Annotated in this window: 28 protein-coding genes; 20 read left to right on the forward strand and 8 right to left on the reverse strand. The window is 34.5% G+C overall.

All coding sequences use genetic code 11. The features are described from left to right. Nucleotides 1–144 precede the first annotated feature (144 nt). The 3 genes from GQR59_RS06885 to GQR59_RS06895 all read left to right on the forward strand — a co-directional run bounded on the left by GQR59_RS06885 (nt 145) and on the right by GQR59_RS06895 (nt 2,127). On the forward strand, nt 145–618 hold the full coding sequence (locus GQR59_RS06885; RefSeq protein ID WP_160061260.1) for a Dps family protein: 474 nt from the start codon (nt 145–147) through the stop codon (nt 616–618). A gap of 162 nt (nt 619–780) precedes the next feature. Then, on the forward strand, nt 781–1,443 hold the full coding sequence (locus GQR59_RS06890) for a YoaK family protein (protein ID WP_160061261.1): 663 nt from the start codon (nt 781–783) through the stop codon (nt 1,441–1,443). A 54-nt stretch (nt 1,444–1,497) separates the two neighbouring features. Continuing rightward, on the forward strand, nt 1,498–2,127 hold the full coding sequence (locus tag GQR59_RS06895) for a LysE family translocator (protein ID WP_160061262.1): 630 nt from the start codon (nt 1,498–1,500) through the stop codon (nt 2,125–2,127). Nucleotides 2,128–2,258: 131 nt separating this feature from the next. On the opposite strand, the gene GQR59_RS06900 is transcribed toward GQR59_RS06895, so the two are convergent. Continuing rightward, nucleotides 2,259–3,263 carry an LLM class flavin-dependent oxidoreductase gene (locus tag GQR59_RS06900; RefSeq protein ID WP_160061263.1) on the reverse strand — a complete coding sequence of 335 codons (1,005 nt, stop codon included), beginning with the start codon at nt 3,261–3,263 and terminating at the stop codon, nt 2,259–2,261. 341 nt (nt 3,264–3,604) lie between these two features. Then, nucleotides 3,605–4,369 carry a siderophore-interacting protein gene (locus GQR59_RS06905; RefSeq protein WP_160061264.1) on the reverse strand — a complete coding sequence of 255 codons (765 nt, stop codon included), beginning with the start codon at nt 4,367–4,369 and terminating at the stop codon, nt 3,605–3,607. Between the two features lie 141 nt (nt 4,370–4,510). Between GQR59_RS06905 and GQR59_RS06910 the strand changes: the two genes are divergently transcribed. From GQR59_RS06910 to GQR59_RS06930, 5 genes are all read left to right on the forward strand, one after another. Further along, nucleotides 4,511–4,939, forward strand: coding sequence for a MarR family winged helix-turn-helix transcriptional regulator (locus GQR59_RS06910; RefSeq protein ID WP_160061265.1), 429 nt, complete (start codon nt 4,511–4,513; stop codon nt 4,937–4,939). Between the two features lie 135 nt (nt 4,940–5,074). Further along, complete coding sequence (locus GQR59_RS06915; protein ID WP_160061266.1) at nt 5,075–5,701, forward strand: MarC family protein; 627 nt, start codon at nt 5,075–5,077, stop codon at nt 5,699–5,701. A 276-nt stretch (nt 5,702–5,977) separates the two neighbouring features. Beyond that, complete coding sequence (locus tag GQR59_RS06920) at nt 5,978–6,379, forward strand: phosphate-starvation-inducible protein PsiE (RefSeq protein WP_160061267.1); 402 nt, start codon at nt 5,978–5,980, stop codon at nt 6,377–6,379. Nucleotides 6,380–6,433: 54 nt separating this feature from the next. After that, the gene (locus GQR59_RS06925) at nt 6,434–6,679 is read left to right on the forward strand and encodes a Rho-binding antiterminator (protein ID WP_160061268.1); all 246 of its coding nucleotides are present in this window, start codon (nt 6,434–6,436) and stop codon (nt 6,677–6,679) included. A 3-nt stretch (nt 6,680–6,682) separates the two neighbouring features. After that, nucleotides 6,683–7,450: a spermidine synthase gene (locus GQR59_RS06930; protein ID WP_160061269.1), complete on the forward strand. Its 768-nt coding sequence runs from the start codon at nt 6,683–6,685 to the stop codon at nt 7,448–7,450. 387 nt (nt 7,451–7,837) lie between these two features. Here the strand turns inward: GQR59_RS06930 and GQR59_RS06935 are convergent, their stop codons facing one another. Beyond that, on the reverse strand, nt 7,838–8,707 hold the full coding sequence (locus tag GQR59_RS06935; RefSeq protein WP_160061270.1) for a flagellar protein MotY: 870 nt from the start codon (nt 8,705–8,707) through the stop codon (nt 7,838–7,840). Nucleotides 8,708–8,832: 125 nt separating this feature from the next. Here GQR59_RS06935 and rnt point away from each other — a divergent pair, with 125 nt between their 5' ends. Beyond that, complete coding sequence (gene rnt, locus GQR59_RS06940; protein WP_160061271.1) at nt 8,833–9,441, forward strand: ribonuclease T; 609 nt, start codon at nt 8,833–8,835, stop codon at nt 9,439–9,441. 260 nt (nt 9,442–9,701) lie between these two features. After that, complete coding sequence (locus tag GQR59_RS06945; protein ID WP_160061272.1) at nt 9,702–10,106, forward strand: fibronectin type III domain-containing protein; 405 nt, start codon at nt 9,702–9,704, stop codon at nt 10,104–10,106. Nucleotides 10,107–10,187: 81 nt separating this feature from the next. On the opposite strand, the gene grxD is transcribed toward GQR59_RS06945, so the two are convergent. Further along, complete coding sequence (gene grxD, locus GQR59_RS06950; RefSeq protein ID WP_025563677.1) at nt 10,188–10,520, reverse strand: Grx4 family monothiol glutaredoxin; 333 nt, start codon at nt 10,518–10,520, stop codon at nt 10,188–10,190. A gap of 208 nt (nt 10,521–10,728) precedes the next feature. Here grxD and sodB point away from each other — a divergent pair, with 208 nt between their 5' ends. Then, complete coding sequence (gene sodB / locus GQR59_RS06955) at nt 10,729–11,313, forward strand: superoxide dismutase [Fe] (protein WP_160061273.1); 585 nt, start codon at nt 10,729–10,731, stop codon at nt 11,311–11,313. A gap of 635 nt (nt 11,314–11,948) precedes the next feature. On the opposite strand, the gene cysZ is transcribed toward sodB, so the two are convergent. Further along, nucleotides 11,949–12,728, reverse strand: a complete 780-nt coding sequence (gene cysZ / locus GQR59_RS06960; protein ID WP_160061274.1) for a sulfate transporter CysZ — start codon at nt 12,726–12,728, stop codon at nt 11,949–11,951. Between the two features lie 209 nt (nt 12,729–12,937). Here cysZ and zipA point away from each other — a divergent pair, with 209 nt between their 5' ends. From zipA to GQR59_RS06975, 3 genes are all read left to right on the forward strand, one after another. Next, on the forward strand, nt 12,938–13,870 hold the full coding sequence (gene zipA / locus GQR59_RS06965) for a cell division protein ZipA (RefSeq protein WP_160061275.1): 933 nt from the start codon (nt 12,938–12,940) through the stop codon (nt 13,868–13,870). An 89-nt stretch (nt 13,871–13,959) separates the two neighbouring features. Continuing rightward, nucleotides 13,960–15,975, forward strand: a complete 2,016-nt coding sequence (gene ligA / locus GQR59_RS06970) for an NAD-dependent DNA ligase LigA (protein WP_160061276.1) — start codon at nt 13,960–13,962, stop codon at nt 15,973–15,975. A gap of 152 nt (nt 15,976–16,127) precedes the next feature. Next, entirely contained in the window at nt 16,128–16,388 is a 261-nt protein-coding gene (locus GQR59_RS06975) for a DUF5062 family protein (protein ID WP_160061277.1), read from the forward strand. A gap of 76 nt (nt 16,389–16,464) precedes the next feature. On the opposite strand, the gene dsbB is transcribed toward GQR59_RS06975, so the two are convergent. Beyond that, nucleotides 16,465–16,983 (reverse strand): disulfide bond formation protein DsbB, encoded by a 519-nt coding sequence (dsbB, locus tag GQR59_RS06980; protein WP_160061278.1) that lies wholly within the window; start codon nt 16,981–16,983, stop codon nt 16,465–16,467. 228 nt (nt 16,984–17,211) lie between these two features. Here dsbB and fadR point away from each other — a divergent pair, with 228 nt between their 5' ends. From fadR to serS, 6 genes are read left to right on the forward strand one after another with little or no spacing between them, the layout of a single operon-like run. Continuing rightward, nucleotides 17,212–17,916: a fatty acid metabolism transcriptional regulator FadR gene (fadR, locus tag GQR59_RS06985; RefSeq protein WP_236546679.1), complete on the forward strand. Its 705-nt coding sequence runs from the start codon at nt 17,212–17,214 to the stop codon at nt 17,914–17,916. A gap of 59 nt (nt 17,917–17,975) precedes the next feature. Beyond that, a complete protein-coding gene (locus tag GQR59_RS06990) occupies nt 17,976–20,492 on the forward strand; it encodes a DNA translocase FtsK (RefSeq protein ID WP_160061279.1) in 2,517 nt (838 codons plus the stop codon). Between the two features lie 3 nt (nt 20,493–20,495). Next, the gene (gene lolA / locus GQR59_RS06995; RefSeq protein ID WP_160061280.1) at nt 20,496–21,110 is read left to right on the forward strand and encodes an outer membrane lipoprotein chaperone LolA; all 615 of its coding nucleotides are present in this window, start codon (nt 20,496–20,498) and stop codon (nt 21,108–21,110) included. Beyond that, nucleotides 21,110–22,438 carry a replication-associated recombination protein A gene (locus GQR59_RS07000; RefSeq protein ID WP_160061281.1) on the forward strand — a complete coding sequence of 443 codons (1,329 nt, stop codon included), beginning with the start codon at nt 21,110–21,112 and terminating at the stop codon, nt 22,436–22,438. The genes lolA and GQR59_RS07000 overlap by 1 nt, the downstream gene beginning before the upstream one ends. Nucleotides 22,439–22,495: 57 nt before the next feature. Continuing rightward, on the forward strand, nt 22,496–22,882 hold the full coding sequence (crcB, locus tag GQR59_RS07005) for a fluoride efflux transporter CrcB (protein WP_025563699.1): 387 nt from the start codon (nt 22,496–22,498) through the stop codon (nt 22,880–22,882). A gap of 8 nt (nt 22,883–22,890) precedes the next feature. Next, nucleotides 22,891–24,177: a serine--tRNA ligase gene (serS, locus tag GQR59_RS07010; RefSeq protein WP_160061282.1), complete on the forward strand. Its 1,287-nt coding sequence runs from the start codon at nt 22,891–22,893 to the stop codon at nt 24,175–24,177. Nucleotides 24,178–24,890: 713 nt separating this feature from the next. Here the strand turns inward: serS and GQR59_RS07015 are convergent. Both GQR59_RS07015 and GQR59_RS07020 read right to left on the reverse strand, forming a co-directional pair. Continuing rightward, nucleotides 24,891–25,094, reverse strand: a complete 204-nt coding sequence (locus tag GQR59_RS07015) for a YaeP family protein (protein ID WP_160062484.1) — start codon at nt 25,092–25,094, stop codon at nt 24,891–24,893. Between the two features lie 406 nt (nt 25,095–25,500). Further along, nucleotides 25,501–25,917: a SulA-like leucine-rich domain-containing protein gene (locus GQR59_RS07020; protein WP_160061283.1), complete on the reverse strand. Its 417-nt coding sequence runs from the start codon at nt 25,915–25,917 to the stop codon at nt 25,501–25,503. Nucleotides 25,918–26,207 lie beyond the last annotated feature (290 nt).

Consider the following 26,207-nt stretch of genomic DNA (forward strand, 5'->3'; position numbering starts at 1 on the left):
TGGTTGATGAATATGTGTGAATCAAGTACTCTAATAATGTTAATTCGTCTTTAGGCACATGTATTCTTACACAATTAATGTGGTATTTTTAATTGCCTAATAAATTGTTATTTTTGATTACAATTATAAACATGAGGAAATGAAATGGCTGATATAGATATTGGTATAAGTAAAGAGAATAGAGCGGAAATATCAGATGGTTTAAAACGACTATTAGCTGATTCTTACACGTTGTATTTACAAACTCATAATTTTCACTGGAATGTAACAGGTATGCAATTTCGTGAGTTACATTTAATGTTCGAAGAGCATTACACGGAACTAGCTACTGCAGTTGATGATATTGCTGAACGTATTAGAACACTTGATGTTCCAGCTCCAGGAACGTACAAAGAATTTGCAAAATTAAGTTCAATCAAAGAAGTCGATGGTGTGCCAAGTTCAGCAGAAATGGTCGAGTTGTTGACTAAAGGGCACGAACAGGTCATTAAAACTTCTCGTCAAGTATTGAAAGTTGCACAAGAGGCAGACGATGAGTCTACAGCTTCTTTAGTGTCTGACCGTATGCGTATACATGAAAAAACTGCTTGGATGTTAAGAGCGACTAAAACAGCATAATTAGTTGTTACACATAATCTATTACAATTAGTAAACTATAATTTAGTAGACGTCTAATGTAATAGACGACAATGTAGTAGACGAAAATGGAAAATAGTATTGGGTGTTTATAGACCTTATTATTTTTTGTCTATTTAAGCACAATCAGCCAAAGGGACTCACGTGATTTCAAAATTACCTCGTTGGGTTGAATACGGTTCGTTTGTGCTTGCTCTAGTTGCCGGTCTAGTGAATTCCGTAGGTTTATTAGGTTTTCAACATCAATCTGTTTCACACTTGTCTGGTACCGCAACCTTACTAGGCACCGGTCTTATCAATACAAACCTTTCAGATACCTTACATTTAGTGTTTATCCTACTTAGTTTCTTAGCTGGTTCTGTTATTTCTGGATATTTTTTAAATGGCGGATCATTAAAATTAGGACGTAACTATAGTGGACTTCTTTCTTTAGAAGCCATTTTTTTGTTTGGTGCCATTTATTTTCTATCAAATGATTCTGTTAATGGGCATTACTTAGCCTCTGCTGCTTGCGGGTTACAAAATGCGCTAGCAACTACTTATAGTGGAGCAGTGGTAAGAACAACACATGTAACAGGCATATTTACTGATATTGGTATCATGTTAGGCTCTAAATTAAGAGGAGAAACTTTTGATAGAAGGAAGTTAACCTTATTTTTACTGATTATTTGTGGATTTATTTCTGGCGGACTATTCGGTGCCTATTTCTTTAATTTGTTAAAATTTCAAGCATTATATATACCTGCAAGTATTTGTTTATTATTAGCTTTATCCTATTCAATTTACAATATAAAGGCCAATCAGTAATCTGTTTCTGATTGGTAATGATAAGTTTTAATTTATATATGGAGTTTGATTATCATGGAACTGAACACCTTAATACTTTTTGTTATTTCAGCGCTTTCTATCAATTTAATCCCTGGTCCAGATGTTATTTACATCGTAACAACGACAATGAAAAATAAAATGAAGTCGGGTATTGAGGCTTCATTAGGGTTGGGCGTGGGTTATTTAATTCACACTATTGCCGCTGTGTTAGGCCTTTCTGCATTAATTTTAAGTTCTGCATTTTTGTTTACTGTTATTAAGTATTTAGGTGCACTTTATCTATTGTACTTAGGGATCAGTTCATTATTAAGTTGTTACAGTAACGATTCTAAATTAACGGCAGAAACATCTAATGAGCCACCTAAAAATATTTTTAAACAGGGCGTTATTATTAGCGTATTAAATCCTAAAGTGGCGATGTTCTTTTTAGCGTTTCTTCCTCAATTTATTGACCCTTCAGCGACTAACGCGACGACTGAGCTACTTACTTTAGGTTTGTTGTTTAGCGTCTTAGCGACATGTTGTAATTTATTCTATGCCAGTTTAGGCAGTATGTTGTTTCGTAGCCCTAAAGCACGAAAATACTCAAGAATACTAGAGGGAGTTTCTGGTACTATTTTAGTCGGGTTGAGTGCTAAAATTGCTTTAACAAGCAACCGCTAATTAAATAAAAATCGCAGCATAAAGTCACGATAGTAAGTGGCTTTTTCTGGTCAATGATCACCACGTAATACTTTAATATTTACACACTCATAAACATTACTATTTAACTATCAAAAGTTAACTATCAAAAGTTAACTATCACTACTTAATTGTTTTGCTTCCATTAGAATTTCAAGTGCTTTATTACGTTTTTCTGGTTCGTATAAATCATTAGTAAATATAAATTCATCAACGTCTAGCTGTTCCGCTATCACCTCTAATTTATGTTTTATACTGGCAGGCCCTCCAGTGACACTTAAACTTAAAAAGCTATCGACTTGTTGTTTCTCTTGCGCAGTCCATAATCCATCCATTGTATCAACGGGAGGTGTTAACCATAACTCTTTGCCACGTATGAGTGCTAATACACGTTGTTTTGATGTTGTTGATAGATATTGTGCTTCTTGATCAGTTTCTGCTGCAACGAGTGGTAACGCGAGCATGAAGTAAGGTTGACTAAGCACACTTGATGGTTTGAAGTTTTGCTTATAAAGCGCAACGGCATCATGTAAAAGGCGCGGTGCAAAATGTCCAGCAAAAACATAAGGTAAGCCTTTTTCTGCTGCTAATTGTGCACTAAATAAACTTGATCCTAATAACCAAATAGGTACATTGGTATCTTCACCTGGAATGGCTCGAATTCGGCTGTTACTGTTATATGGACCTAATAATTTTTGCAATTCACTGACTTCATTTGGAAAGTTGTCTGCTCGTCGCATGTCACTGTTTAAAGCTTGGCTTGTTATTGAGTCACTACCTGGCGCTCTTCCAAGTCCTAAATCGATTCTGCCTGGATATAAACTTTCAAGTGTTCCAAATTGCTCTGCTACCACTAATGTAGAATGGTTTGGTAGCATGATACCGCCTGAACCTACTCGAATACGCTCAGTCTTTCCTGCAATATGACCTACTAATATCGATGTCGCTGAACATATAATGCCTGGCATGTTGTGATGCTCTGCTAGCCAAAAACGGTTAAAGCCAAGTTGATCTGCTTTTTGCGCATATTGAACCGTTTTATTAAGTGTTTCTGATACGCTTGCCCCTTTTACCATAGGCGCAAGATCTAATAATGAAAAAGGAATGTTTGATAACAAAATAGTACCTCTCAGAAAATGTCAGTAGGTTTAATGTACCTAAACATACTGTATATGATCAGAGATGGGGTGAGGCTGACGTTAATTCAAGGTGAAGAGACTCTGTTATACCAATCACACTAATTAATTGATCTATTTTAGTTGTTAAAATAACTTATTTCTTCGTTGTAAATTTCGTAAAGGGAACAGCCTATTAAAGAATTAACCTCTTTTAGTTAATTCTCCGATAGACGATTAACGAAGTTAATCTTCGAAAGGCCGCAATTTACGCCTTAAACTAAGTCATTTTTCCTGCGCAAAACTTAGATCATTTAATTAATGTAATCGGTATTAGATTAAATCTATGAGTTTTGATTCTTCTGTTGCTGACGTTGTTCTTTATAGCGTTCCGAATTAACACCTTTTTTCCAATAACCTGAGGCCACAATATTATAACGGGGTATCGCGTATTTTTGGTCAAACATTTTTTTAAGTTGGCTGACTAATCCTGCTTCTAATGCCATAAAAATAGTCGGCAATGATGTTGTTATGCTTAGGTTGCTTAATGCCATCTCCATTGCTTGATTTGGCGTATTAGTGATAACCCAGTTCACTGGTCGTGTTGTCTCTAAATCAATAATATCTTGTTTAGAAGGGACATGGATAAAAGCATCAATTTTAGCTGCACTAGGAAGTTGTTGTAAGTAACTTTTAATCGCATTAACTGAGGTTAAGTCACCTAGTAATAGGTAATGTGATTGACTAAAATCATCCATTTTCTTAGGGCCTGGTCCTGCGATAGCTAAACTATCTCCTTTCTGGGTTTCTTGTGCCCAATCAGTCGCTGGTCCTTGGTGCATATTAATCACAAAGTCTAATGTAAGAGCGCCTGTTTCGCTATCAACGTCTCTAATTGTGTAAGAACGCATGACTGCCGTTTTAGGATCTAGATTAAGGCTCGATTGTCCTTTTTTGGGTAACAATACTTTGACATAGTTGCCTATGTAATTAGGCATGGATATATCAGAAAATTCTTTAAACTCATCTGAACCAATGATAATACGCTGTAAATGAGGTGTTATTTGTTGTGTGCTCAATACTTTGGCTTGTCGAATTTGTCTACTCATCTTTATCTCACTGCGATTAATGTAAACAACTATTAAAAGTTGTTAGACCATCACACTATTAATGTTTGCACTAATACCATTTGGTTGATAAAATCAACTATATCAATTTGATTGATATTGTCAACTACTTTAAGGCTCGTCATGAATACAGTTAAACCTATCGCCAATACACTTTTTACATTAATGCAAAACTATCGTGTCACTATCCGTAAAGCGATTAATGCTAATGAGCTAGGATTAAATGCTATGCATGTGCGTTGCTTGCATATTATTGCAGATAATAAAAGCTGTACTGCAAATGACATTGTTAATCAAACTCAACGAGATAAAGCGCAAATTGCTCGCCTAGTTAAAGAACTTATTAGCCTGGAGTTAATTAATAAACGTGGTTGCGAAGAGGATAAGCGCAGCTATATTTTGTCATTTACCGTGCAAGGGGATGAACTTTTCAATAAATTATTAAGCGCTGAGCAGCAAGTTAATGAGTTAATGTGCCAAAATTTAACCCCTCAACAGATTCAAGCGTTTTCAAATGTAGCTTCAATCATGAGTGAAAATATGCAAACCTAGGTTTTTATCGTTTTTTATAAAATTTTATGCAGTTATCTTTACTGCATTACAGGATATTCAATTTCTTATTAACCATCTTTTCTCTTGTGATAGCGTTTAATCGAAAATTGATTTTTTACTTTTTAAAGAGGTTATATGAATGATTTGTATACGCAGTTGATAACTGTTTTTATGGGTTTTTTCGCTATAATGAATCCCATTGCTAATACGGCGGCATTTGTTGGATTGGTAGGGCATAAGTGTCACACAGAGAAAATACGCATCGCTGCAAGAGCGTTGATTATTACCTTTGGTATTATTTTACTCTTCTCTATTCTCGGAAAAGTGATTTTCCATTTATTTGGAATCACGCTGCCAGCATTGAGGATCGCTGGTGGTATTTTAGTCTTTTTAATTGGTTATCAAATGCTTAACGGGTCTGGTTCTAAATTACACTCTCCTGAAAATAACGATGACTCTGATATTGCAGTTTCCCCCTTGGCTGTACCTCTTTTAGCAGGGCCTGGCACCATTGCAACAGCGATGAATTACTCTGCTTCAGGTGGAACAACTGGGTTAATTATTACCATTTCAGTATTTGCTTTTTTGTGCTTAATTACCTTTTTATGTTTTATTTTTAGTTCAAAAATTTTAGGCATAATAGGAGAAGGAACACTCAGTATTATTACTCGTTTAATGGGATTAATTTTAACTGTCATAGGCGTTCAAATGATAATTGAAGGGATTATTGGTGCGTTCAATATTTCAGGCTTGGCTTCGTAATATTCGTTACTTTAACGATTACTTTAATTATTAACTTATTGATTATGCGTTTAAATTTGATATTGTGATCTTAGCTTTTAATTATTTTAGTTTTGCTCGCAAGGTTTAAATTAGGTTGTGTAACCAAGCTATGAAATTAAATAACAAAACTACATCGAAAAACTATATTGTTGAACAATGTGATTTTTACTTAAGAATAAGAATAAGAATAAGAATAAAAAGCTGGCGATCAATCAGTTTTTTATATAGAAGTTATATTTGTATAAAGGAAATACAATGTTGAAAATAAAAAAAGCGGGCTATAAGGCATTGTCTTTGGTTGAGCATACTGCGTTATTTACTATTGCTTTACTCACTGTTATCGCCATGGCAAATGAAGTCTGGATAGTGTTTAAAAACTGGGAAGTTACTTTAGCTGACTTATTATTGCTCTTTATCTATTTAGAAGTTTTTGCAATGGTCGGGTTGTACTTAAAATCAGGGCGCTTACCCGTTAGGATGCCACTCTATATTGCAGTTGTTGCATTAGCTCGTTATATGATTTTAGATATGAAAAATCTAGATACTTGGAGAATGTTAGGGTTATCTGCTTCAATTTTGATTATTGTTATAGCTATTTTAGTTATTCGTTATGGCCATATTAAATATCCTTATGGTAATTCGGATAAAGAGATCTGAATAATCTTTATCATTATTTAATGAAATAGATCATGCCAATTAAAGGAAAATGTAATGATAAGTTGCCATCAATATGATTATATTGAAATTGTATGTTTGTACCATTATCCAGTGATATTAACCTTAAAATCGGGGCAGATCGTCAAAGGAATTGCTTTAGATACGGCGCGTAACGATTCTCGGCAAGAGTGTATAAAATTAGATGTAAAAGGAATAAATGTTGATATTGTATTAATTGAGATCGCGTTGCTAAGTGTTGATGTCGAAAATCCACATATCACGCAAGTTTCTTTTACTTAATTTATGAATGTCGAACAATTATTTACTAATAACAACACTTTATTATTTCAACAAGAAATTGGTGGTTGTCTATTAGAGGTGAAAGAAACAGAGCACTATAGGTGGTTTGAATATAATGGACATTCAATCCAATCTTTAATGTCAAAAGTTAATCCAAAGCAAGTAATAATGCCTGTTTCTCAATCATTATTACTTTTTTTGTTATTGGATAATCAACACAAAAAAATACTTAATTTAGGGTTGGGGGGAGCATCGTTAGAGCGTGCTTTAGTTTCTATACCTAATTTACATATCACTTCTATCGAAGCCTCTCAGCCTATTATTGACATGGCTAAACGTTATTTTTACTTGCCTGGCAAGGTTGATGTGATTTGCCAACAGGCTGAACAGTTTGTTGAAAGTATTAAAGCTAAATATGATGTTGTTTTGTGTGATTTATTTATAGGTGAAAAAAGTCCTGATTTTTTATTTACTGAGTACTTTTATAAACAGTTATGTGAAATAACAACTGAAAAAGCAGTGTTATCTCTAAATATAAAAGCGCAAAATAACCAACAATTATTGAAAATGTTACTTATCATTAAAAAGCACTTTATCAACATCGCCATTATTGAGTTTGATAATTATAGTAATATTGTGATTCTATGTAGCCATGAAATGATACCTAAGCAATCCGTGTTACAACAACGCTTAGCCAATTTCACTCAGATAGGGTTATCAGGCTTGGAAAAAACAATCGATAAAATGACTTATATTCCAATCAATCAGTAAGGTTATACACGACCAAATCATCAAGAAAAGAGTAGATCCTATTAACACTATTGCTAAGTTATTTACTCTCATCGATTATGGCAAACACATTGTACGGCTTTAATTAACTTAGATATCTTCTTTTTCAATTGAAATAATTACACGTCTATTTTCTTGCCTACCTAGAATATTTCTATTATCTGCAACATGATGTTTTTCACCAAAACCAGACACTTTAATGTTGTCATTAGTGTACAACCTTAATTAACTTAGATATCTTCTTTTTCAATTGAAATAATTACACGTCTATTTTCTTGCCTACCTAGAATATTTCTATTATCTGCAACATGATGTTTTTCACAAAACCAGACACTTTAATGTTGTCATTAGTGTACAACCTTAATTAACTTAGATATCTTCTTTTTCAATTGAAATAATTACACGTCTATTTTCTTGCCTACCTAGAATATTTCTATTATCTGCAACATGATGTTTTTCACCAAAACCAGATACTTTAATGTTGTCATTGCTGAACCCCAACTCAGATAAGTACGCTTTAACTGAGTTGGCTCTTTCTTCAGATAATACTTGGTTTGTATTAACCCCTCCGTAACCATCTGAATAACCTGATACTAAAATTACATTGATAGATTTATCATGTTTTATGTAATCACCGATCATTTTTAAACGTTTTTTGGAAAATTGAGTTAATAAAGATCCATCTTTTTTATAACGTAAAATACTATATGAGATATCATCGAAATTATAAGGCAATAACTGTGAAATACAGTTATTAAAATCATCGTAGCTTTTATTAAAGTTAATTGATGATAAACCGACAGTGACCATTTGTTTATTGTTGTACCAATCATGGAAATAAAAGGTAGGTACTTGACCACTTTCTAGTTCATTGAGCATTCTCCAAGCACTTTGCTTAGTGACATATCCATCAAATTGCTGGTGAAAAGTGACAGTATCTATTAATTCAGGAGCTGAACCTGGATGCCATGCAGGAGGAACTGATTTTAATTGAACTACTTCCGTTGTTGGCATCGCTCGTTTGCTTTCTAACCTAAAATCTAGATTAATTTTTTTACTCGCTTTAGCTATAAAATTTGCTTGGCCATATCGAGGAATAGGGTGCTCGAGCGTGCATTGTATTGGAGAAGAACTACTTAAATACCAATTAGAGTTGTCCATTCCTGCATGATACTGCTTATTGGCAGAAGTCGCTGGCATTGTGGTTACTATGAATATTAAAGGTAGTATTTTTTTCATAATGGCTCGATATTTTTTAATCACTGTTGTTTATATCGACAAGTAAGTAAATATCTTTAGTAAAATTATGAGGTTTTTCGTGCTTCTGGCATAATATTCGAACTTTATTTTAACAGTGAGATGAAATGGATAACAAATTAGTAGATCGTTTTCGAGGTTTTTACCCGGTTATCATTGATATTGAAACTTCAGGCTTGGATCCTCAAGTCCATGCTATTTTAGAAATCGCGGCTATCTTTCCTGAAATGGATGAGCAAGGATACTTAAGAAGCGTAGATAAGATACATTTTCATGTGATGCCTTTTGAAGGGGCAGAATTAGATCCTAAAGCACTTAGTTTTACTGGTATTGATCCCTTTAACCCTCTACGTAATGCAATTGATGAACGTGAAGCATTAACAGAAATCTTTAAGAAAGTACGTAAATACCAAAAGCACAATGATTGTAATCGTGCAATATTAGTTGCTCATAATGCATCGTTTGATCAAGGTTTTATTAATAAGGCAACTGAGCGTTGTAATTTAAAGCGAGTGCCATTTCATCCTTTTGCATCTTTTGATACAGCAAGTATGGCCGCTTTAACATTAGGTCAAACAGTTTTGGCTAAAGCCTGTGAAAAAGCCGGGGTAGCGTATGATAATAAAGAAGCTCATTCTGCTTTATACGATACAGAAGTAACCGCTGAATTGTTTTATTACATGGTAAATCGTTATAAAGCATTTGGTGGGTGGTAGAAAAGTCAAAAAAATACAGTAAAAACAATACCTAAAGTCGCAGTATTTTCATATATTCGTGGCTTTTTTTTTATTATAATAATTTATGTTTTAGTGATATATTTTTCCTCCGTTAATTTCCATTCCTCAAATATTTTATAGATGAATTTTAAAGTGAATCTTTTGCTACTAAGGTAGTCTATAACGTTGAATTTTTTAACTGACTATTTTTGTTGTTTGTTGAAAATAGATGAAATCGGTTAAAAAGGACCTAGTAGAAAATGATAAAAAGTAAGTGTTATAAATTGATTATGCTGTTAGCGTTTATTCCTTTAATTGGATGTAATAGCGGAAGCACAGATTCACTGCAAAGTAGTGAAGTTTACAATGATTCTACAACTGAAAGTACCTCTGCAAATGAAAGTACTTCTATAATAGATGTTCTAAAGGAATATGAATCTCTTGAAATTAGTTGGGATGATTTAGCTGATAATGAAGAGGGCTTTCTTATTGAACGAAGTGTTGGTGGGGATGATGACTTTATTATATTAACTTCTGTAGATGCTAATCAAATAAGCTATGTAGATAGTAATGTATTATCAAATAATACATATTGTTATAGAATTGGTGCATACAATGAAAGTGGAATCGCTTACTCAGACATCAGTTGTAATAACAATAACTGATTAAGTCTTATCATTAATACATATTCAAAAAAAAGCCCGCATTAAGATTATTAATGCGGGCTTTTTTGCAAGAAGACCACTTTATTTAGCTGCTTCTGCTTTTTCTGCCGCAGCGGTAATTAATTGTTGTAATTCACCTTGTTGAGACATTTCTAAAATAATGTCACATCCACCGACTAACTCACCGTCTACCCATAGTTGTGGGAAAGTAGGCCAGTTTGCATATTTTGGTAATTCTGCACGGATATCTGGGTTTTGTAGAATATCAACATAAGCAAATGGTTGTCCGCATTGCATTAAAGCTTGCGATGCTTGTGATGAAAAACCACAACTTGGTAATTTTGGCGAACCTTTCATGTATAACAAGATAGTATTTTCGCTTAATTGTTCTTTAATTTTATCTAATGTTTCCATTATATTTCCTCTAACGATAGAATGTTATTAATTAATTGCACATTATAACATTTGTATACGTGCAATCTATCTATGAATTTGCGATTATTCTATCATAGACACAAAATGATCTAGATCAATCTTTATGGTGGCTTTTTATTCTTAAAGTAAGTATAAATAACCACTATAAATTTAGATCCCCCCCCAGCCTTTATTAGGAGAATTTAAAATGGCTTTTGAATTACCAGCATTACCTTATGCAAAAGACGCATTAGAACCACATATCTCAGCTGAAACATTAGAATTTCACCACGGCAAACATCATGCGACATACGTTGCTAAGCTAAACGGTTTAGTTGAAGGTACTGATCTTGCTGAAAAATCTTTAGAAGAAATCATCAAAACTTCTGAAGGTGGTGTTTTTAACAATGCTGCACAAATCTGGAACCACACATTTTACTGGAACTGTTTAGCACCAAACGCTGGTGGCGAACCTTCTGGTGAACTTGCTGCTGCTATTGATGCTAAATTTGGTTCATTTGCTGAATTTCAAGCTCAATTAAATGACAAAGCTGTGAATAACTTCGGTTCTTCATGGACTTGGTTAGTTAAAAAAGCTGACGGTTCACTAGAATTAGTTAATACATCAAATGCAGGAACTCCACTAACTGAAGAAGGCACTACTCCACTTCTTACTGTTGATTTATGGGAACATGCTTACTACATCGATTACCGTAACGTTCGCCCTAACTACCTAAATGGTTTTTGGGCATTAGTTAACTGGGAATTTGTAGCTAAGAACTTTGCTGCATAATTTTATTAAGAACAGAATAATTAGTGTTTAACTAAAAATTACTGTTATTAACATTCGTTAATTCGCTTGTTATATTAAAAGCCTATCTAGATATTATTATCTGATAGGCTTTTTTATTGCCCGTTTTTACCAAATGGGAAGCGGACTTGATATTCTCCATTACCACCAAAACTAATTATAGGGCCACCGCAGTAAGGAAAAGCGTGTTTTTGACCCAAAACAATTTATTTTCTTAAAGTTAAATCTATTTTAAAAATTACCTAATTCAGTTAAATGTATGCAGTAATCACTTTCATTATTTAAAACATGAATAAGCATTAATGTTTAATATCAATCACACTATTTAACTCTGATTAAAGTAACTTATTTATTCATTATAAATTCTTTAATGGTTGTTTCCTTTACGAAATTTACAAAGAGGAAGTAGGCTGTTTTAACAAATAAAATAGATAAGCTATTTATTGTAATTGATATAATAGAAGTTTAATTTAGGAAACGGAGGAGGTTGTATTGATCATATTTTAAATCAGAATGTAAGTGGAATACTATGTGACTAAAAGTACTCTCATAGTTAAACATTTAAGAGAGAGTACTTTTAGTTTTAATGAAAATTAGGCATTGAATCTATACTAGTATTATTCAATGAGGTTGAGTGGATTATCTAATACTTGTTTCTTATAAATATCTACCCAAGCTGCTGTAGCACCACAGACGGCAATTGGCATGATAATAAAATTCACTAATGGAATGGTCGTGCAAAAGCTAATAATCATACCGAACGTGATATTTTTACCAAAACGAGTTGCGAGGGTCTTTCTCATAGTCAAAAAAGAGACTTTATGATTATCAAATGGGTAATCAGCATATTGAATAGCCATCATCCAACCTGCAAAAATAAACCAAACTATTGGTGCAAGAGTTTGTCCAATAACAGGGACAAAAAATAAAATCAGGCAGCCCAGCATACGCGGTAAGAAATAAAGCCATTTTTGACATTCTCTTTTTAATATACGAGGAAGATCTTTAAAGATATCTTTCCAACCATCATCATTTATCGTTGAGTTTGTTAGTAGAATTTCAGTTTTTTCTGCTAATAAACCATTAAATGGCGCTGCAATGAGATTTGCTATGGTAGAAAATATAAAAGAAAATGAAAATAAGATCGTAAAAATAATGATTGGCCATAAAATATAAGATAACCAACTTAAAAAAGTAGGAAGATCTTGCATGTAGCTTTCTATCCATGTTGTGATACTGGAAAATAAAAACCAAAATGCACTGGCAAAAATCAATACATTAATCAGTAATGGAATTAACACAAATACTCTAAGTTGTGGATGACGAAGTAGTTGAATGCCTTTTAGTAAATAGCCTAAACCACTTAAAGGTTGATCGATTATGTTTTTACTGTTCATTATTAAGCCTTCTTATTGATATATCTGATAATATTACCTTGTAGACAGTAAATATCAGCTAATAAATACATTCTTTTATAAATACATTCGCCGTTTTATAAAAAATTAGATGCAAACGATAGACGTATAGGGCGATACAGGGTAATTTAAGGGTCATTAAATTATCTAAAATGAATCAAGTTAATTAACACGAATCAAGAGAATCAATAATGCAGCATTTTCAATCTATTCTTATTGTCATTGGTATTTTGGCTATCGCCGGAGTATCAATTCACGGTTTTTTATTAAACAGAAAAAATAAATTAGCATTAAAAGCTGAGAAACAAGCTCAATTAGACGAGCTTGAAGAACAAGAACGTGAAGAAGCAGAAGAAATCGACGATTCTGAAGAACTTGATAGTGAACGATCATCTGAGCGAGATTTTGATAGTGTTTCATTTACCTCACATATAGGAGATGAAAAAGAAGAGCTTGAACCCTTCGAATTTAATCTTGGTTCGAAGATACACGATAATCAAACTGATTTTGTGAATTTAAATCATGCCCAAGAAAATGAAGTCATAACCTCTCTTGCTCAAGCCGCTGCATTATCATCAGAAGATGACGCATTAAGTAGTGAAAAACAATTAACAAATACAGAAAAAGCTTTAAAAGATTCTGAAAAAAGCTCGTGTACAACTAAGTCAGAGCAACAAGATAAAGCACATAAAGAAATAAATAATAACGATGACCCTGTTGAATTATTTATATTTAATGTCGCAGCGAGAGAAGGTAAACGTTTAGGTGGACATGAATTATTGCAATTCTTTCTAACGTCAGGGTTTCGCTATGGTGATATGAATATATTCCATCGACATGAGCATTCAAATGGTACTGGTGAAGTGTTATTTAGTATTGCTAATATGATGGCGCCAGGAACATTCGATGTCGACTATATGGAACAATTTAATTCACCTGGGATTTCATTTTTCTTTACCGCCCCTAATCATAAAATTAGCGTGAATAAATCGTTTGATATGATGTTAAGAGCCGTTGAGCAGGTTGCTGAAGAGTTTGATTGTGAAGTATTAAACGAAAAACGTGAGCTGTTTACTCAAGAGCAATTTATTGAATATCGTAAACGTTTAGAAAAATATAAATAAGGTCCGGTATTAATATCAGGACTTACTTCCTAAGAGAGCCTCGTTTACGAGGTTTTTTTATTAGAAAAAAACAATAAGAGCAAAGATCCATGAATAATAACAACCAAGTCGAACAGCAAATACAACAGTTTAGTGAATTATTGGAAGAATATAATTACCAATATTATGTTCAGGACGCTCCCTCCGTTCCAGATGCAGAATACGATCGTATTTTTAAAGCATTACAAAAGCTTGAAACAGAACACCCTGAACTGTTGTCTACGAATTCACCTACGCAAAAAGTAGGTGGGGCGGCATTATCTAAATTTGATCAAGTGACTCATCAGTTACCTATGCTTAGTTTAGACAACGTATTTGATTCAGAATCATTGAATGATTTTATGCAGCGAGTAATGGATAAATCGACACTTGCAGAAACCGCTTTTTGTATTGAACCTAAATTAGATGGTTTAGCGGCGAGCATTATTTATGAAAATGGTTTACTAATTCAAGCGGCAACTCGAGGCGATGGTTTAACGGGCGAAAATGTCACTGAAAATGTTAAAACTATCTCTAACTTGCCTCTTAGATTACGCGGTGAAAATATCCCTTCACTGTTGGAAGTTCGTGGCGAAGTTTTTATGTTAAAAGCAGGATTTAACAAATTAAATGAAGGATTAGTAAAAGCAGGTGAAAAACCATTTGTTAATCCTCGTAATGCCGCTGCCGGGAGTTTACGTCAATTAGACTCTAAAGTAGCAGCTGCCAGACCATTAGCCTTTTATTGTTATTCTGTAGGAGTGTTTGAAGGGGATCTTGCTGATAGCCAATATGCGAGGATTGAACAGCTAAAAAATTGGGGATTACCTGTATCAAGTGAAGTGAAACGGGTTATTGGAGGAGATGCCTGTCATGATTTTTATACTAATATCGCAGAAAAAAGACCTTCACTTACCTATGAAATCGATGGTGTTGTTTATAAAGTAGATGATATCGCACTGCAACAAAAAATGGGCTTTGTTGCTCGTGCACCTCGCTGGGCAATGGCTTATAAGTTTCCTGCTGAAGAAGCTGTAACAACTGTTGAGAATGTTGAATTTCAAGTTGGAAGAACAGGTGCGATTACGCCAGTTGCTAAATTAAAACCTGTTTTCGTTGGTGGAGTGACTGTCTCTAATGCGACGTTACATAATAAAGATGAAATAGAACGCTTAGGGATATTAATTGGTGATGTTGTTGTGGTTCGCCGCGCTGGTGATGTTATTCCTCAAGTCGCAAGGGTTGTTATTGAGCAACGAGATATCGCGAAAACAACTAAAATTCTTTTCCCTGAAACATGTCCTGTATGTGACAGTGATGTTGAACGTATCGAAGGAGAAGCTGTCACTCGTTGTACTGGAGGCTTATATTGCGAGGCCCAACGTAAGCAAGCTATTAAACATTTTGCATCTCGCAAAGCGCTCGATATTGATGGTTTAGGTGATAAGTTAGTCGACATGCTAGTTGATCATAATCTGATCAAAGATCCTTCTCAGCTATTTTCATTAACGGTGCAGCAACTCTCTAGTTTGCCTCGTATGGGAGAAACCTCTGCTAAAAAACTCGTTAATAGTCTTCAATTAAGTAAAAAAACGACCTTAGCGCGCTTCTTATATTCATTGGGCATTCGCGAAGTCGGTGAAGCAACGGCAGCTAATTTAGCGCTTCACTATAAAACATTGAATGCGCTTAAAGAAGCGGGTATTGAGTCATTAAAAAGTGTAAGCGATGTGGGTGAAATTGTTGCTAAACACCTTTATTACTTTCTTCGTCAAGACCATAACCTAGAAGTCATTGATCAATTATTAACGGCAGGTGTCCATTGGCCTGAAATCAAAGAAGTCGATGTTAGTGAATTACCACTGCTTGATAAAACGTTTGTGATCACAGGAAGCTTTGACGCTATATCCCGTAATGATATCAAAGCAGCATTACAAGCTTTAGGTGCAAAGGTTGCTGGAAGTGTGTCTAAAAAAACCAATACGTTAGTGGCTGGTGCGGCTGCAGGTTCAAAGTTAGCAAAAGCGACTGAACTCGGTATTGAAATATTAGATGAAAATGCAATATTAACGCTATTAGGGAAATAGGTGTTAACGAGTATTAAACAAGTAATATAATCGACTCGTATTGAATTACTTGTTTGAAGTAAAAATGTTGTAAGTCATTCACATAACTAACATTTATTTTGTGTATGATGAATTTCAATAAAGAGCAATATTAGAACGTTTAAGGGATAGATATGAAAAAGATTAAAAATGAATCTCAGTTATTACAACATGCAACAAAATTGGGAGCCGCTTACGCAGTTAAAAGAGGCTATGTTGGTATCGATAGCACGACGTCAGCAAAGGATAAACAAGAGTGTATTTATCGTTTGCTGGTGCAAGATAAATTGATTAATCCGTTAAATGAAGCTGATGAAAATACAGCAAATATACGCCACAAACTCGTGGTGTGGATAATGAAAAATTTACCTGCAGATCACTCACTTTTAAAATAACGTTATAAGTTGATATTGAAGACTGCACTAAATTAATTTTTCAATTCAGTACAGTCTTTTACATTAGCTAATCGATTTATTTAGTTTTAGCGGGTAATAATGCGGTGATTGCAATCACTAAAAAGATAACAACATAAATAGAAAAACTAACAATTAACCATTGCGGCATTGAGTAATCTAAAAAAGTCCAAACGATGTCAGAACAGTAGCCCGTTGGATTAAATAACCAAGGTAATAGTTCATGCAATGGTAACCAACTTGGAAAATTGGGATAAAAATCGCAAGTGGCGAAAGGTGATGGATTCATTTGATAGTCAGTATGCTCAATGGCTAATAATAATCCCCAAATTGAACCTACAGCCCACGTTGTAAAAGCCAAGAGACGGACTAGTATATTGTTAGGAGCACTCGCTCCAATTAAACCAGCAGCAACAATGGCAAACATAGTAAGACGTTCATAAACACACATAACGCAAGGTTCAAGTTTCATTACATGTTGAAAGTAAAGTGCACATAATTCCATTGTTAATGCACTTGCTGCCAGTAATAACCAAGGCCAACGATGTAAAGAAAGCTGTTTTAAATTTGAAATCAATGGATTCTCCTAATAGAATATTTCAACTTAATAAGTACTATTGTACCTTTTAAAAGTTCAATATAAACAGAGGATTACTGAGTTAAATTCAAATAACTTAACTCATATGGGAAATTACGTCAGATTTAAGTATTTAATGGTACTGTTTTTCTAAACAGTCATCGTTGAGTTGAATGAATATGTTAAGATGTCGCGATATGATATTGGAAAATCAAAATAACCATGATAATGAAAGTTAAAGGCCCTGCTGATGTAGCAGAACAATACCTAATTGAATCTATTTGGAACGGCACAATACCGATCCATTCTGAGTTACCTGCTGAACGGTTGTTAGCTGATAAAATAGGTGTAACTCGCACAACCTTACGTGAAGTATTACAACGATTATCGAAAGAAGGGTGGATAACCATCCGTCACGGTAAAGCAACGAAGGTTAATGATTTCTGGGAAACATCAGGATTAAATGTTTTAAGTACATTAACGCGTTTAGATAAGGAACGTCGTGGTGATTTTATTGACCAACTAATGTCTGTAAGAACAAATATCAGTACGATCATTTTAAGGATGGCCGCAAAACATAACAGTAAAAGTGTCATTGAGTTCTTAAAAGACATTCCTGCCGTTGATGCGAGCAGTGAAGTGTTTACTGAATTTGATTACCGTTTTTATCATCATGTTGCCGTTTCATCGAATAATATGATTTATGTATTGATCTTAAATGGCTTACAAGACTTGTATCGTAAAGTTGGGATGTTTTATTTTTCTAACACTGAAGCAAAATTAATCGCATTATCGTTCTATGCTGATATTAAAACAGTATTTGAAGAAGGTGATGGACAACAAATTATGCAAATAGTACGTGACTCTGCCTTTGCAAGTGGCAAAATCTGGCTACGTTTGCGTGATCAATTACCGGATAATTTTTTAGATTAAAATCGTTTTATTTATTTTTTTATGCCATTGGGCATTTTTTTATTTTTAGGGTTATTTTCTTGTCAAATAGCAAATTATTAAATCACCTATCTGGTGTGCAAAAGTTATTAGAAGTTGGGATTATTGTCAGCGCTTTTGTTGCCATCTTTATTACCTTATCCTTATTTACTTTTTCACCTATCGATCCAAGTTGGTCGCAACAACAATGGGTTGCTGAAATACAAAATTCTGGTGGGCGAGTAGGCGCTTGGATTGCCGATATATTGTTTTTTGGATTTGGTTTTCTCGCTTATCTCATTCCAGTTATTATTGTTTCATTTACTTGGGCTATTCTATGGAAACCAACTTTTAATTTAGACGTTGATTTTTTAAATTTGAGTTTGCGTATTGTTGGTTTTATTTTTACTTTCTTTAGCTTGAGTGCATTGATCGCATTGAATGTTAGTGATTATCTGTATTACCCCTCAGGTGGGTTGATTGGTGATATTTTAGCGCAAAGTATGTTAGGTTTTTTTAGTTTAGTTGCGGTTAATCTTATATTACTCACTTTCTTAATTTCTGGTACCACTTTGTTATTTGGCTTTTCATGGATCCGTTTAATCGATGGGATCGGTGAATATACTCTTAATGGTATTTCATGGTTAGCTAATCTTCCTAATAACATCAGAGAAATGAAAGAGGAACGATCTGAAGGTGATCAACAGCGTTTGTTGGATAAACAGCAAATTTTGCAAGAGAAATTAGAGAAAAAACAACAAAAGCAAGCGGTTAAAGAGAAGAAGAAACTTGATGATTTGGTTAATAAAACCACAGGTGAAATAGATGGTGATTTCTTATCCGAACAAGTTGATGATTCAAATGATGATATTTTCCTAGGCTCTAATTTTATTGATGAGCAAGATGAAGAACGCTCAGAACTCGACATTGATGATATTGATTGGCAATCAGATGAACCGTTAGACGAAGAGGTTGAGGTTGTTAAAAATGAACCTAAAGTGGAAAAAAAATTAGCTAAAGTGGATTTTTCTCATCTACCTGAACATGCTCGTCCAGTGGAACGATTTGTAGCTGATCAAAATATTGCACCTTTACCCCATATTGACTTATTAGATAGACCAGATAAAAAAGAAAATCCTATCTCACAGCAAGAGTTAGATACAGCGGCTCGTTTAGTCGAATCTAAATTGCTTGAATTTAAAATAAAAGCAGACGTCGTTAATGTATTACCTGGCCCTGTGATCACACGTTTTGAATTAGATTTAGCGCCTGGGATGAAAGTGAGTACCGTTAGCAGCTTGGAAAAAGATTTAGCGCGTGCGTTATCTGCAATGAGTGTACGAGTCGTAGATCAAATCCCTGGTAAATCAGTCATTGCGTTAGAGTTACCTAATCGCCATCGTGAAATTGTATATATTTCAGAAGTACTAGATTGCAAAAGATTCCATGAAAGTAAATCACCATTAACAATGGTATTAGGTGCAGATATTTCTGGCCAACCCGTTGTTGTAGATTTAGCTAAAATGCCACATCTTTTAGTGGCAGGTACCACGGGCTCAGGTAAATCCGTTGGTGTTAACTGTATGCTAGTCAGCTTATTGTATAAATCATCACCTGAAGATTTACGCATGATCCTCATTGACCCTAAAATGCTTGAGTTAAATGTGTATGAAGGTATTCCACACTTATTAACTGAAGTGGTAACAGACATGAAAGATGCGGCTAATGCATTAAGATGGTGTGTTGGTGAAATGGAGCGTCGTTATAAACTATTAGCTGAAATTGGTGTCCGTAACTTAGCGGGATACAATACGGCGATTAAAAAAGCAAAAGCGGCTGGAGAGCCAATAGTCGATCCGTTATGGAAACCAGGCGATAGCATGGCAGAAACTGCGCCAGAATTAGATAAACTGCCAACGATAGTCGTTGTAGTTGATGAATTCGCAGACATGATGATGATTGTTGGTAAAAAATGTGAAGAGTTAATTACTCGAATTGCACAGAAAGCTCGTGCAGCTGGAATCCATTTGATTCTGGCGACACAGCGTCCATCGGTTGATGTTATTACTGGTTTGATCAAAGCAAATATACCAACACGTATTGCCTTTCAAGTATCAAGTAAGATCGACTCTCGTACTATTCTTGGACAACAAGGGGCTGAAACATTGTTAGGTCATGGTGATATGTTATACATGCCACCTGGTGTAGGTGTTCCGACTCGTGTTCATGGGGCTTTTGTTGATGATCATGAAGTACATAAAGTAGTGGCTGACTGGAAGAAACGAGGCCAACCAAATTATGTTCAAGAGATTCTTGCCGGTGATGCTGATCTAGATATGTTATTACCAGGCGAACAAGCAGAAGGAGATGAGGACATTGATCCATTGTTTGATGAAGTAGTGAGTTTTATTACAGAAACCCGTAAAGTATCTATTTCAAGTATCCAAAGACGATTCCGTATCGGTTATAACCGTTCTGCTCGTTTAGTTGACCAATTACAAGCGCAAGGTGTGATTAGCGCACCTTCAGGTGCAAACAGTAACCGTGATGTACTTGCACCACCGCCTATTAAGGATTAAAAAATGAAAAAAATTATTATTGCTACGTTCTGTGTTTTTATATCAATGTTTCAAATCGCTCAAGCGCAAACGGATAGCGAGTTATTACAACAAAAGTTATCTAAATTCACCACGATTAGTGCGGACTTTGCACAACAAGTAATGAGCCCTGAAGGACAAGTTATTCAAGAAAGTTGGGGCACGTTAACCATCTCTCGTCCTGGTAACTTTCATTGGCAAGTGACTAAACCTGATGAAGAGCTAATCGTCTCAAACGGGGTTGATATGTGGCTGTATAGTCCTTTTATTGAACAAGTGACTATTATGAATTTCTCTGATGCCATCGCTGGCACACCTTTTGCTTTACTATCAGGTGCTGATGCATCAGAGTGGATGAACTTTGATGTGAAAAAACAAGCTAATCAATTTACTGTAAAAAACAATAAAAATGAATTAAACGCGAATACATTTACCTTTATTTTTGACAATAAAGATAATGTTAGTGAGTTTGTTGTACAAGAAGCCCAAGGTCAAAAGAGTATTTTTAAACTGACTAATAATGACCAAACAGTAAAATTAGCTAATGATTTCTTTGAATTTCAAATACCACAAGGTATTGAGATAGATGATCAACGCTAATGCAGGACTTATTTTCTATCGATAATCAGTTTCAACCTTTGGCTGCTAGGATGCGGCCAAAGAATTTCGAGCAATATATTGGTCAGTCTCACCTAGTAGCAAAAGATAAGCCTTTACGCAAAGCATTAGAAGCCGGTTTTGCACATTCAATGATCCTCTGGGGACCGCCAGGTACGGGTAAAACAACATTAGCTGAATTAATTGCTGAATATTGTGATGCACATGTCGAACGTTTATCTGCGGTAACTTCTGGTATTAAAGAGATTCGCTCTGCTATTGAAATTGCCAAACAAAATCAAGCAGCAGGACGTCGTACCTTATTATTTGTTGATGAAGTCCATCGTTTTAATAAAAGCCAACAAGATGCATTTCTTCCTTATATTGAAGATGGTACTTTTTTATTTATTGGCGCCACTACTGAAAACCCTTCTTTCGAACTAAACAACGCCTTGTTATCACGTGCGCGTGTTTATTTATTAAAAAAACTAACTGAGAATGAAATTGTTGATGTTATTAAGCAAGCCTGTGAATCTGAACAAGGCTTGGCAACACACAATATTGAATTTACTGAAGGTGTATTAGATAAACTTGCTCAATTAGTGCAAGGCGATGCACGAAAAGCACTTAATTATTTAGAGTTACTCAGTGATATGGGTGAACAACAGCAGGGCAAATTAATAATCGATATTTCGTTATTAATGGAAATAGCTGGTCGAGAAGGTGTTAGCTTTGATAAACAAGGCGATCTTTTTTATGACTTAATTTCAGCCTTTCATAAATCAGTACGAGGTTCAGACCCCGATGCCGCCTTATATTGGTATGCTCGGATGTTAGCTGGAGGCTGCGATCCTCTTTATGTAGCACGACGCTTATTAGCCATTGCTTCTGAAGATATCGGTAATGCCGATCCGAGAGCAATGCAAGTAGCGATGTCCGCATGGGATTGCTTTACCCGAATTGGGCCTAAAGAAGGTGAAAGGGCGATTGCTCAAGCCGCAGTATATTGTGCCTGTGCAGCCAAGAGTAATGCTGTTTATAAAGCATTTGCACAAGCTAAACAAGCTGTTGAGGCTTACCCAGACCTCGAAGTTCCACATCATTTACGTAATGCACCGACAGAATTAATGAAGTCATTACATTATGGTGAAGGTTATCGCTATGCTCACGATGAAGTCGGTGCCTATGCTGCAGGTGAAGTTTATCTACCTGAAGCTTTGCAGGGAGTTGAATTTTATCAGCCTGTTGAGCGCGGTTTGGAAACAAAAATTGCAGAAAAGTTACGTTATTTAAAGAGTTGTGACTTACAAAGTGATAAAAATCGTTATTAGCAATGATCAGATTAAATGTGTTATTGCACATTTAATGTAGAAGAAATGAGAATCGATATGAATAGTTTAATGATGAATATTACTTTAGTGGCTTGTGGCGGTGCATTTGGTGCAACTTTCCGTTATTTAATTGGCTTTGGCATAGTTAGCCTCTTTGGAAAAGGTTTTCCTTTTGCTACACTTACCGTCAATGTGATTGGCTCGTTGATAATGGGTTGTATTTATCAATTAGTTCAACAAGGAACAATGTCGAGTTCACCTTGGTGGCCATTAATTGGCGTGGGGTTTTTAGGTGCATTAACCACATTTTCATCATTTTCAATGGATAGTTTATTATTGATCCAACAAGGTGAGTTGTTTAAAGCAATGTTAAATGTAGTATTGAATGTAGTGGTATGTTTGCTTGCTGCATATTTAGGTACTTTATTAGTTTTGAAAAGTTAGGGAATAAGATGTTAGACGCAAAGTTTTTACGTAATGATATTGAACAAACTGCTGAGTTATTAAAAAAACGTGGATTTGATTTAGATGTTAGTTTACTCAGTGAATTAGAAGAAAAGAGAAAATCGTTACAGGTCTCTACTGAGAACTTACAATCAGAGCGTAATACTCGTTCAAAAGATATTGGCCAAGCAGCAAAACGTGGTGAGGATATTAAACCACTGCGTGAAGCAATGAATGAACTTGGTGAAGCATTAGATAAAGCAAAAGAAGAATTTGCTTTAGTAACTGATCAGATTAAAACGATTTCTGACATGGTGCCTAATTTACCACACGAGTCAGCTCCAATTGGTAAAGATGAAAATGAAAACGTAGAAGTATTGACATGGGGCACGCCTAAACAATACGACTTTGAAGTTAAAGACCATGTTGAATTAGGTGAAGCGCTAGGTGGTTTAGATTTTAAATCAGCGGTTAAAATATCAGGTTCTCGTTTTATAGTAATGCAAGGTCAAATTGCTAAATTACACCGTTCGTTAGCGCAGTACATGCTTAACTTACATACGAATGAACATGGTTATACAGAAATGTATGTTCCTTATTTAGTGAATGCGGATAGTTTGTATGGAACAGGTCAATTACCAAAGTTTGGTGATGACCTCTTTAATACTAACCCTGCTACTGAAGAAGGTATTGGTATGTCATTAATTCCAACAGCGGAAGTGCCATTAACTAATATGAGCCGTGATGTTATTTATGATGAAACTGATTTACCAATCAAAATGACAGCACATACACCATGTTTCCGAAGTGAAGCTGGCTCTTACGGTCGTGATACACGTGGTTTAATTCGTCAACATCAATTTGATAAAGTTGAAATGGTGCAATTGGTCCACCCTGAAAAAAGTTTTGAAGCGCTAGAAGAGTTAACAGGCCATGCTGAACAAGTGTTGAAAAACTTAGGTTTACCTTATCGTAAAGTTGTTTTATGTACTGGTGATATGGGATTTAGCGCAACTAAAACTTATGATTTAGAAGTATGGTTACCAGCACAAGATACTTACCGTGAAATTTCATCATGTTCAAATGTAGGTGATTTCCAAGCGCGTCGTTTACAAGCTCGATTCCGTCGTATTGGTGCTAAAAAGCCTGAGTTATTACATACGTTGAATGGTTCTGGATTAGCAGTAGGTCGTACTTTAGTCGCTGTTTTAGAAAACTACCAATGTGCTGATGGTCGTATTGAAGTACCGGAAGTATTACAACCTTATATGGGTGGTTTGACACATATTGGTTAATACCGGCAATATAGTGATGTCTGTTAACCTATTGTTGATAGACGATCACTAATAGTTAACTGGTAATATCCAAATACATAAAAAGGAGCTTTAGCTCCTTTTTTGTTTTCTAACATGCGACTTATCACTTCTTGAATTCAAGTATCGATTAAATTAAAAAATATTTTAATACTGATTACATTACATAGCTTATCTAAATTTTGCGCTGGAAAACCGGTTCAATTCAAGGCGTAAATTGAGCCTTTCGAAGATTAACTTCGTTAATCGTCTATCGGAGAATTAACCAAAAGAGGTTAATTTTTTAATGGCTGTTCCCTTTACGAAATTTACAACGAGGAAGTGGGCTATTTTAACCAGTAAAATAGATAAGCTATTTATTGTGATTGGTATAATAAGTAAAATAGAGTCGTTATTAGTGTGATTGGTATTATCTGGTTTTGTAGTTATGTTTGCGATGATTTACAGGTTCTTGCTACGACATTTCTTAGTACATGTTTACTAGTATATATCCATTAAACTACGGCTGTTAAACCTGTTAAACCTGTTAAACCTGTTAAATATGTTGAATCTATTAATCTATTAATCTATATCTATTAGTTCATTCCAACCTAATACCTTATCCAATAGTTTATTAAATGATCTTTAGTTGAATTGCGGACCACTTTAAATAAAACATAATGCAGTTTTTTTGTGTTTACTGATTATTAATATTTTTAATCATTATCATCGTAATCACTTAACACTAAATTAGCGGCGGCAAAGGCTGCTGACTCTCTCGTTGTTTCAGGTAGGCTTGTATCGTTTGCTATCTCATCCAATGTTTTAATTGCACAGGTGATTGCTTTAGGGACATAAGCGGCATCACCGCTACCAATCAAGTTTATTAAGTTTTTTGTTTTATCACTGTATGGGTACATAGTGTTTCCTGTGTTGGCATAGTTAATACTGGTCATAAAGAGTTGTGATTATTCACAATAAGTTATTTTACTTATCATGAGGAGTTATTCTTAAAGCCTAAGCGTTATTTCTATTAATTCAATAATCGTAAAATTTTGATTATTATTTAAACTATAAAATATTAACCTCACGCTACTACATCACTTTTAATGAATGATATTAGTATAGTTAACTCGATTAAGTGATCACTGACTTTAATCAATTTTGCCACAGGTTATCTATATTTAACTTTAAAATTTTTTGTTATTTGTAGTATTAATCTTTATTAAATAATTCACAAAGTCCTTTTACTTTATTAAAGCCTCATCATTCTGTATTCATTATCGTTTGTTACCGCAGTACTTTTTATACAGTAAAGGCGTGTTTTTATTGTTTACAATAGATAAAGCAACTTGTATTGGTTGATTTCGCATCAGCTTCAATTGTTAAGCGTGTTGTTTCCGTTAGCTCGTTCACCCAAGTAACGACAGTACAATAATTGTTACTTTTTAACAGTGTTGATAATAATGAAAGGTTATCCCTCACTTTATTTGAATCGATCATCAGTACACGACTTTTATCGATCCCTGCATTTTGGAAAAACTGCGTATTAGGTTTACCAGGAGGGGCTAGGAATAAAATCCAGCCATGATCTTGTCCTGTTTGTATGTGTTCCAACAAAGCTTGGTAATTATTTTCTTGATAATGCACATTAACTAATGCACTCGATTTCTTAGAATCATTTTTATGATTACTTAATAAATATGGGTTAGTTTGTGTTGCTGTTAATAATGTAGATAGCATATCAATCACCTGTATAAATAAACACTGTATAAAACAACAGTAAAGTTATTTTGCTTATTGATCAAGCTTAAATTAGATTATTTGTTCATTTTTTGTGTTTTATGTTCAATTAATAGGCTTTTTTGGTTTTTTAAGTATTTTTAGCAAAAAAAAAGGCAATACAGGTTTGCTGTATTGCCTTATAAAAAGTACATATTAGTTATTATTGGTTATTAAGATGTTTAATTTAGTAGAATTTATGCCTTTCAACTATTGCTTTACAGTAAATTAACTTTCTACTTCAAATATTT

The organism is Psychromonas sp. L1A2 (assembly GCF_009828855.1).
In the GTDB taxonomy this organism is placed as follows: Bacteria; Pseudomonadota; Gammaproteobacteria; order Enterobacterales; family Psychromonadaceae; genus Psychromonas.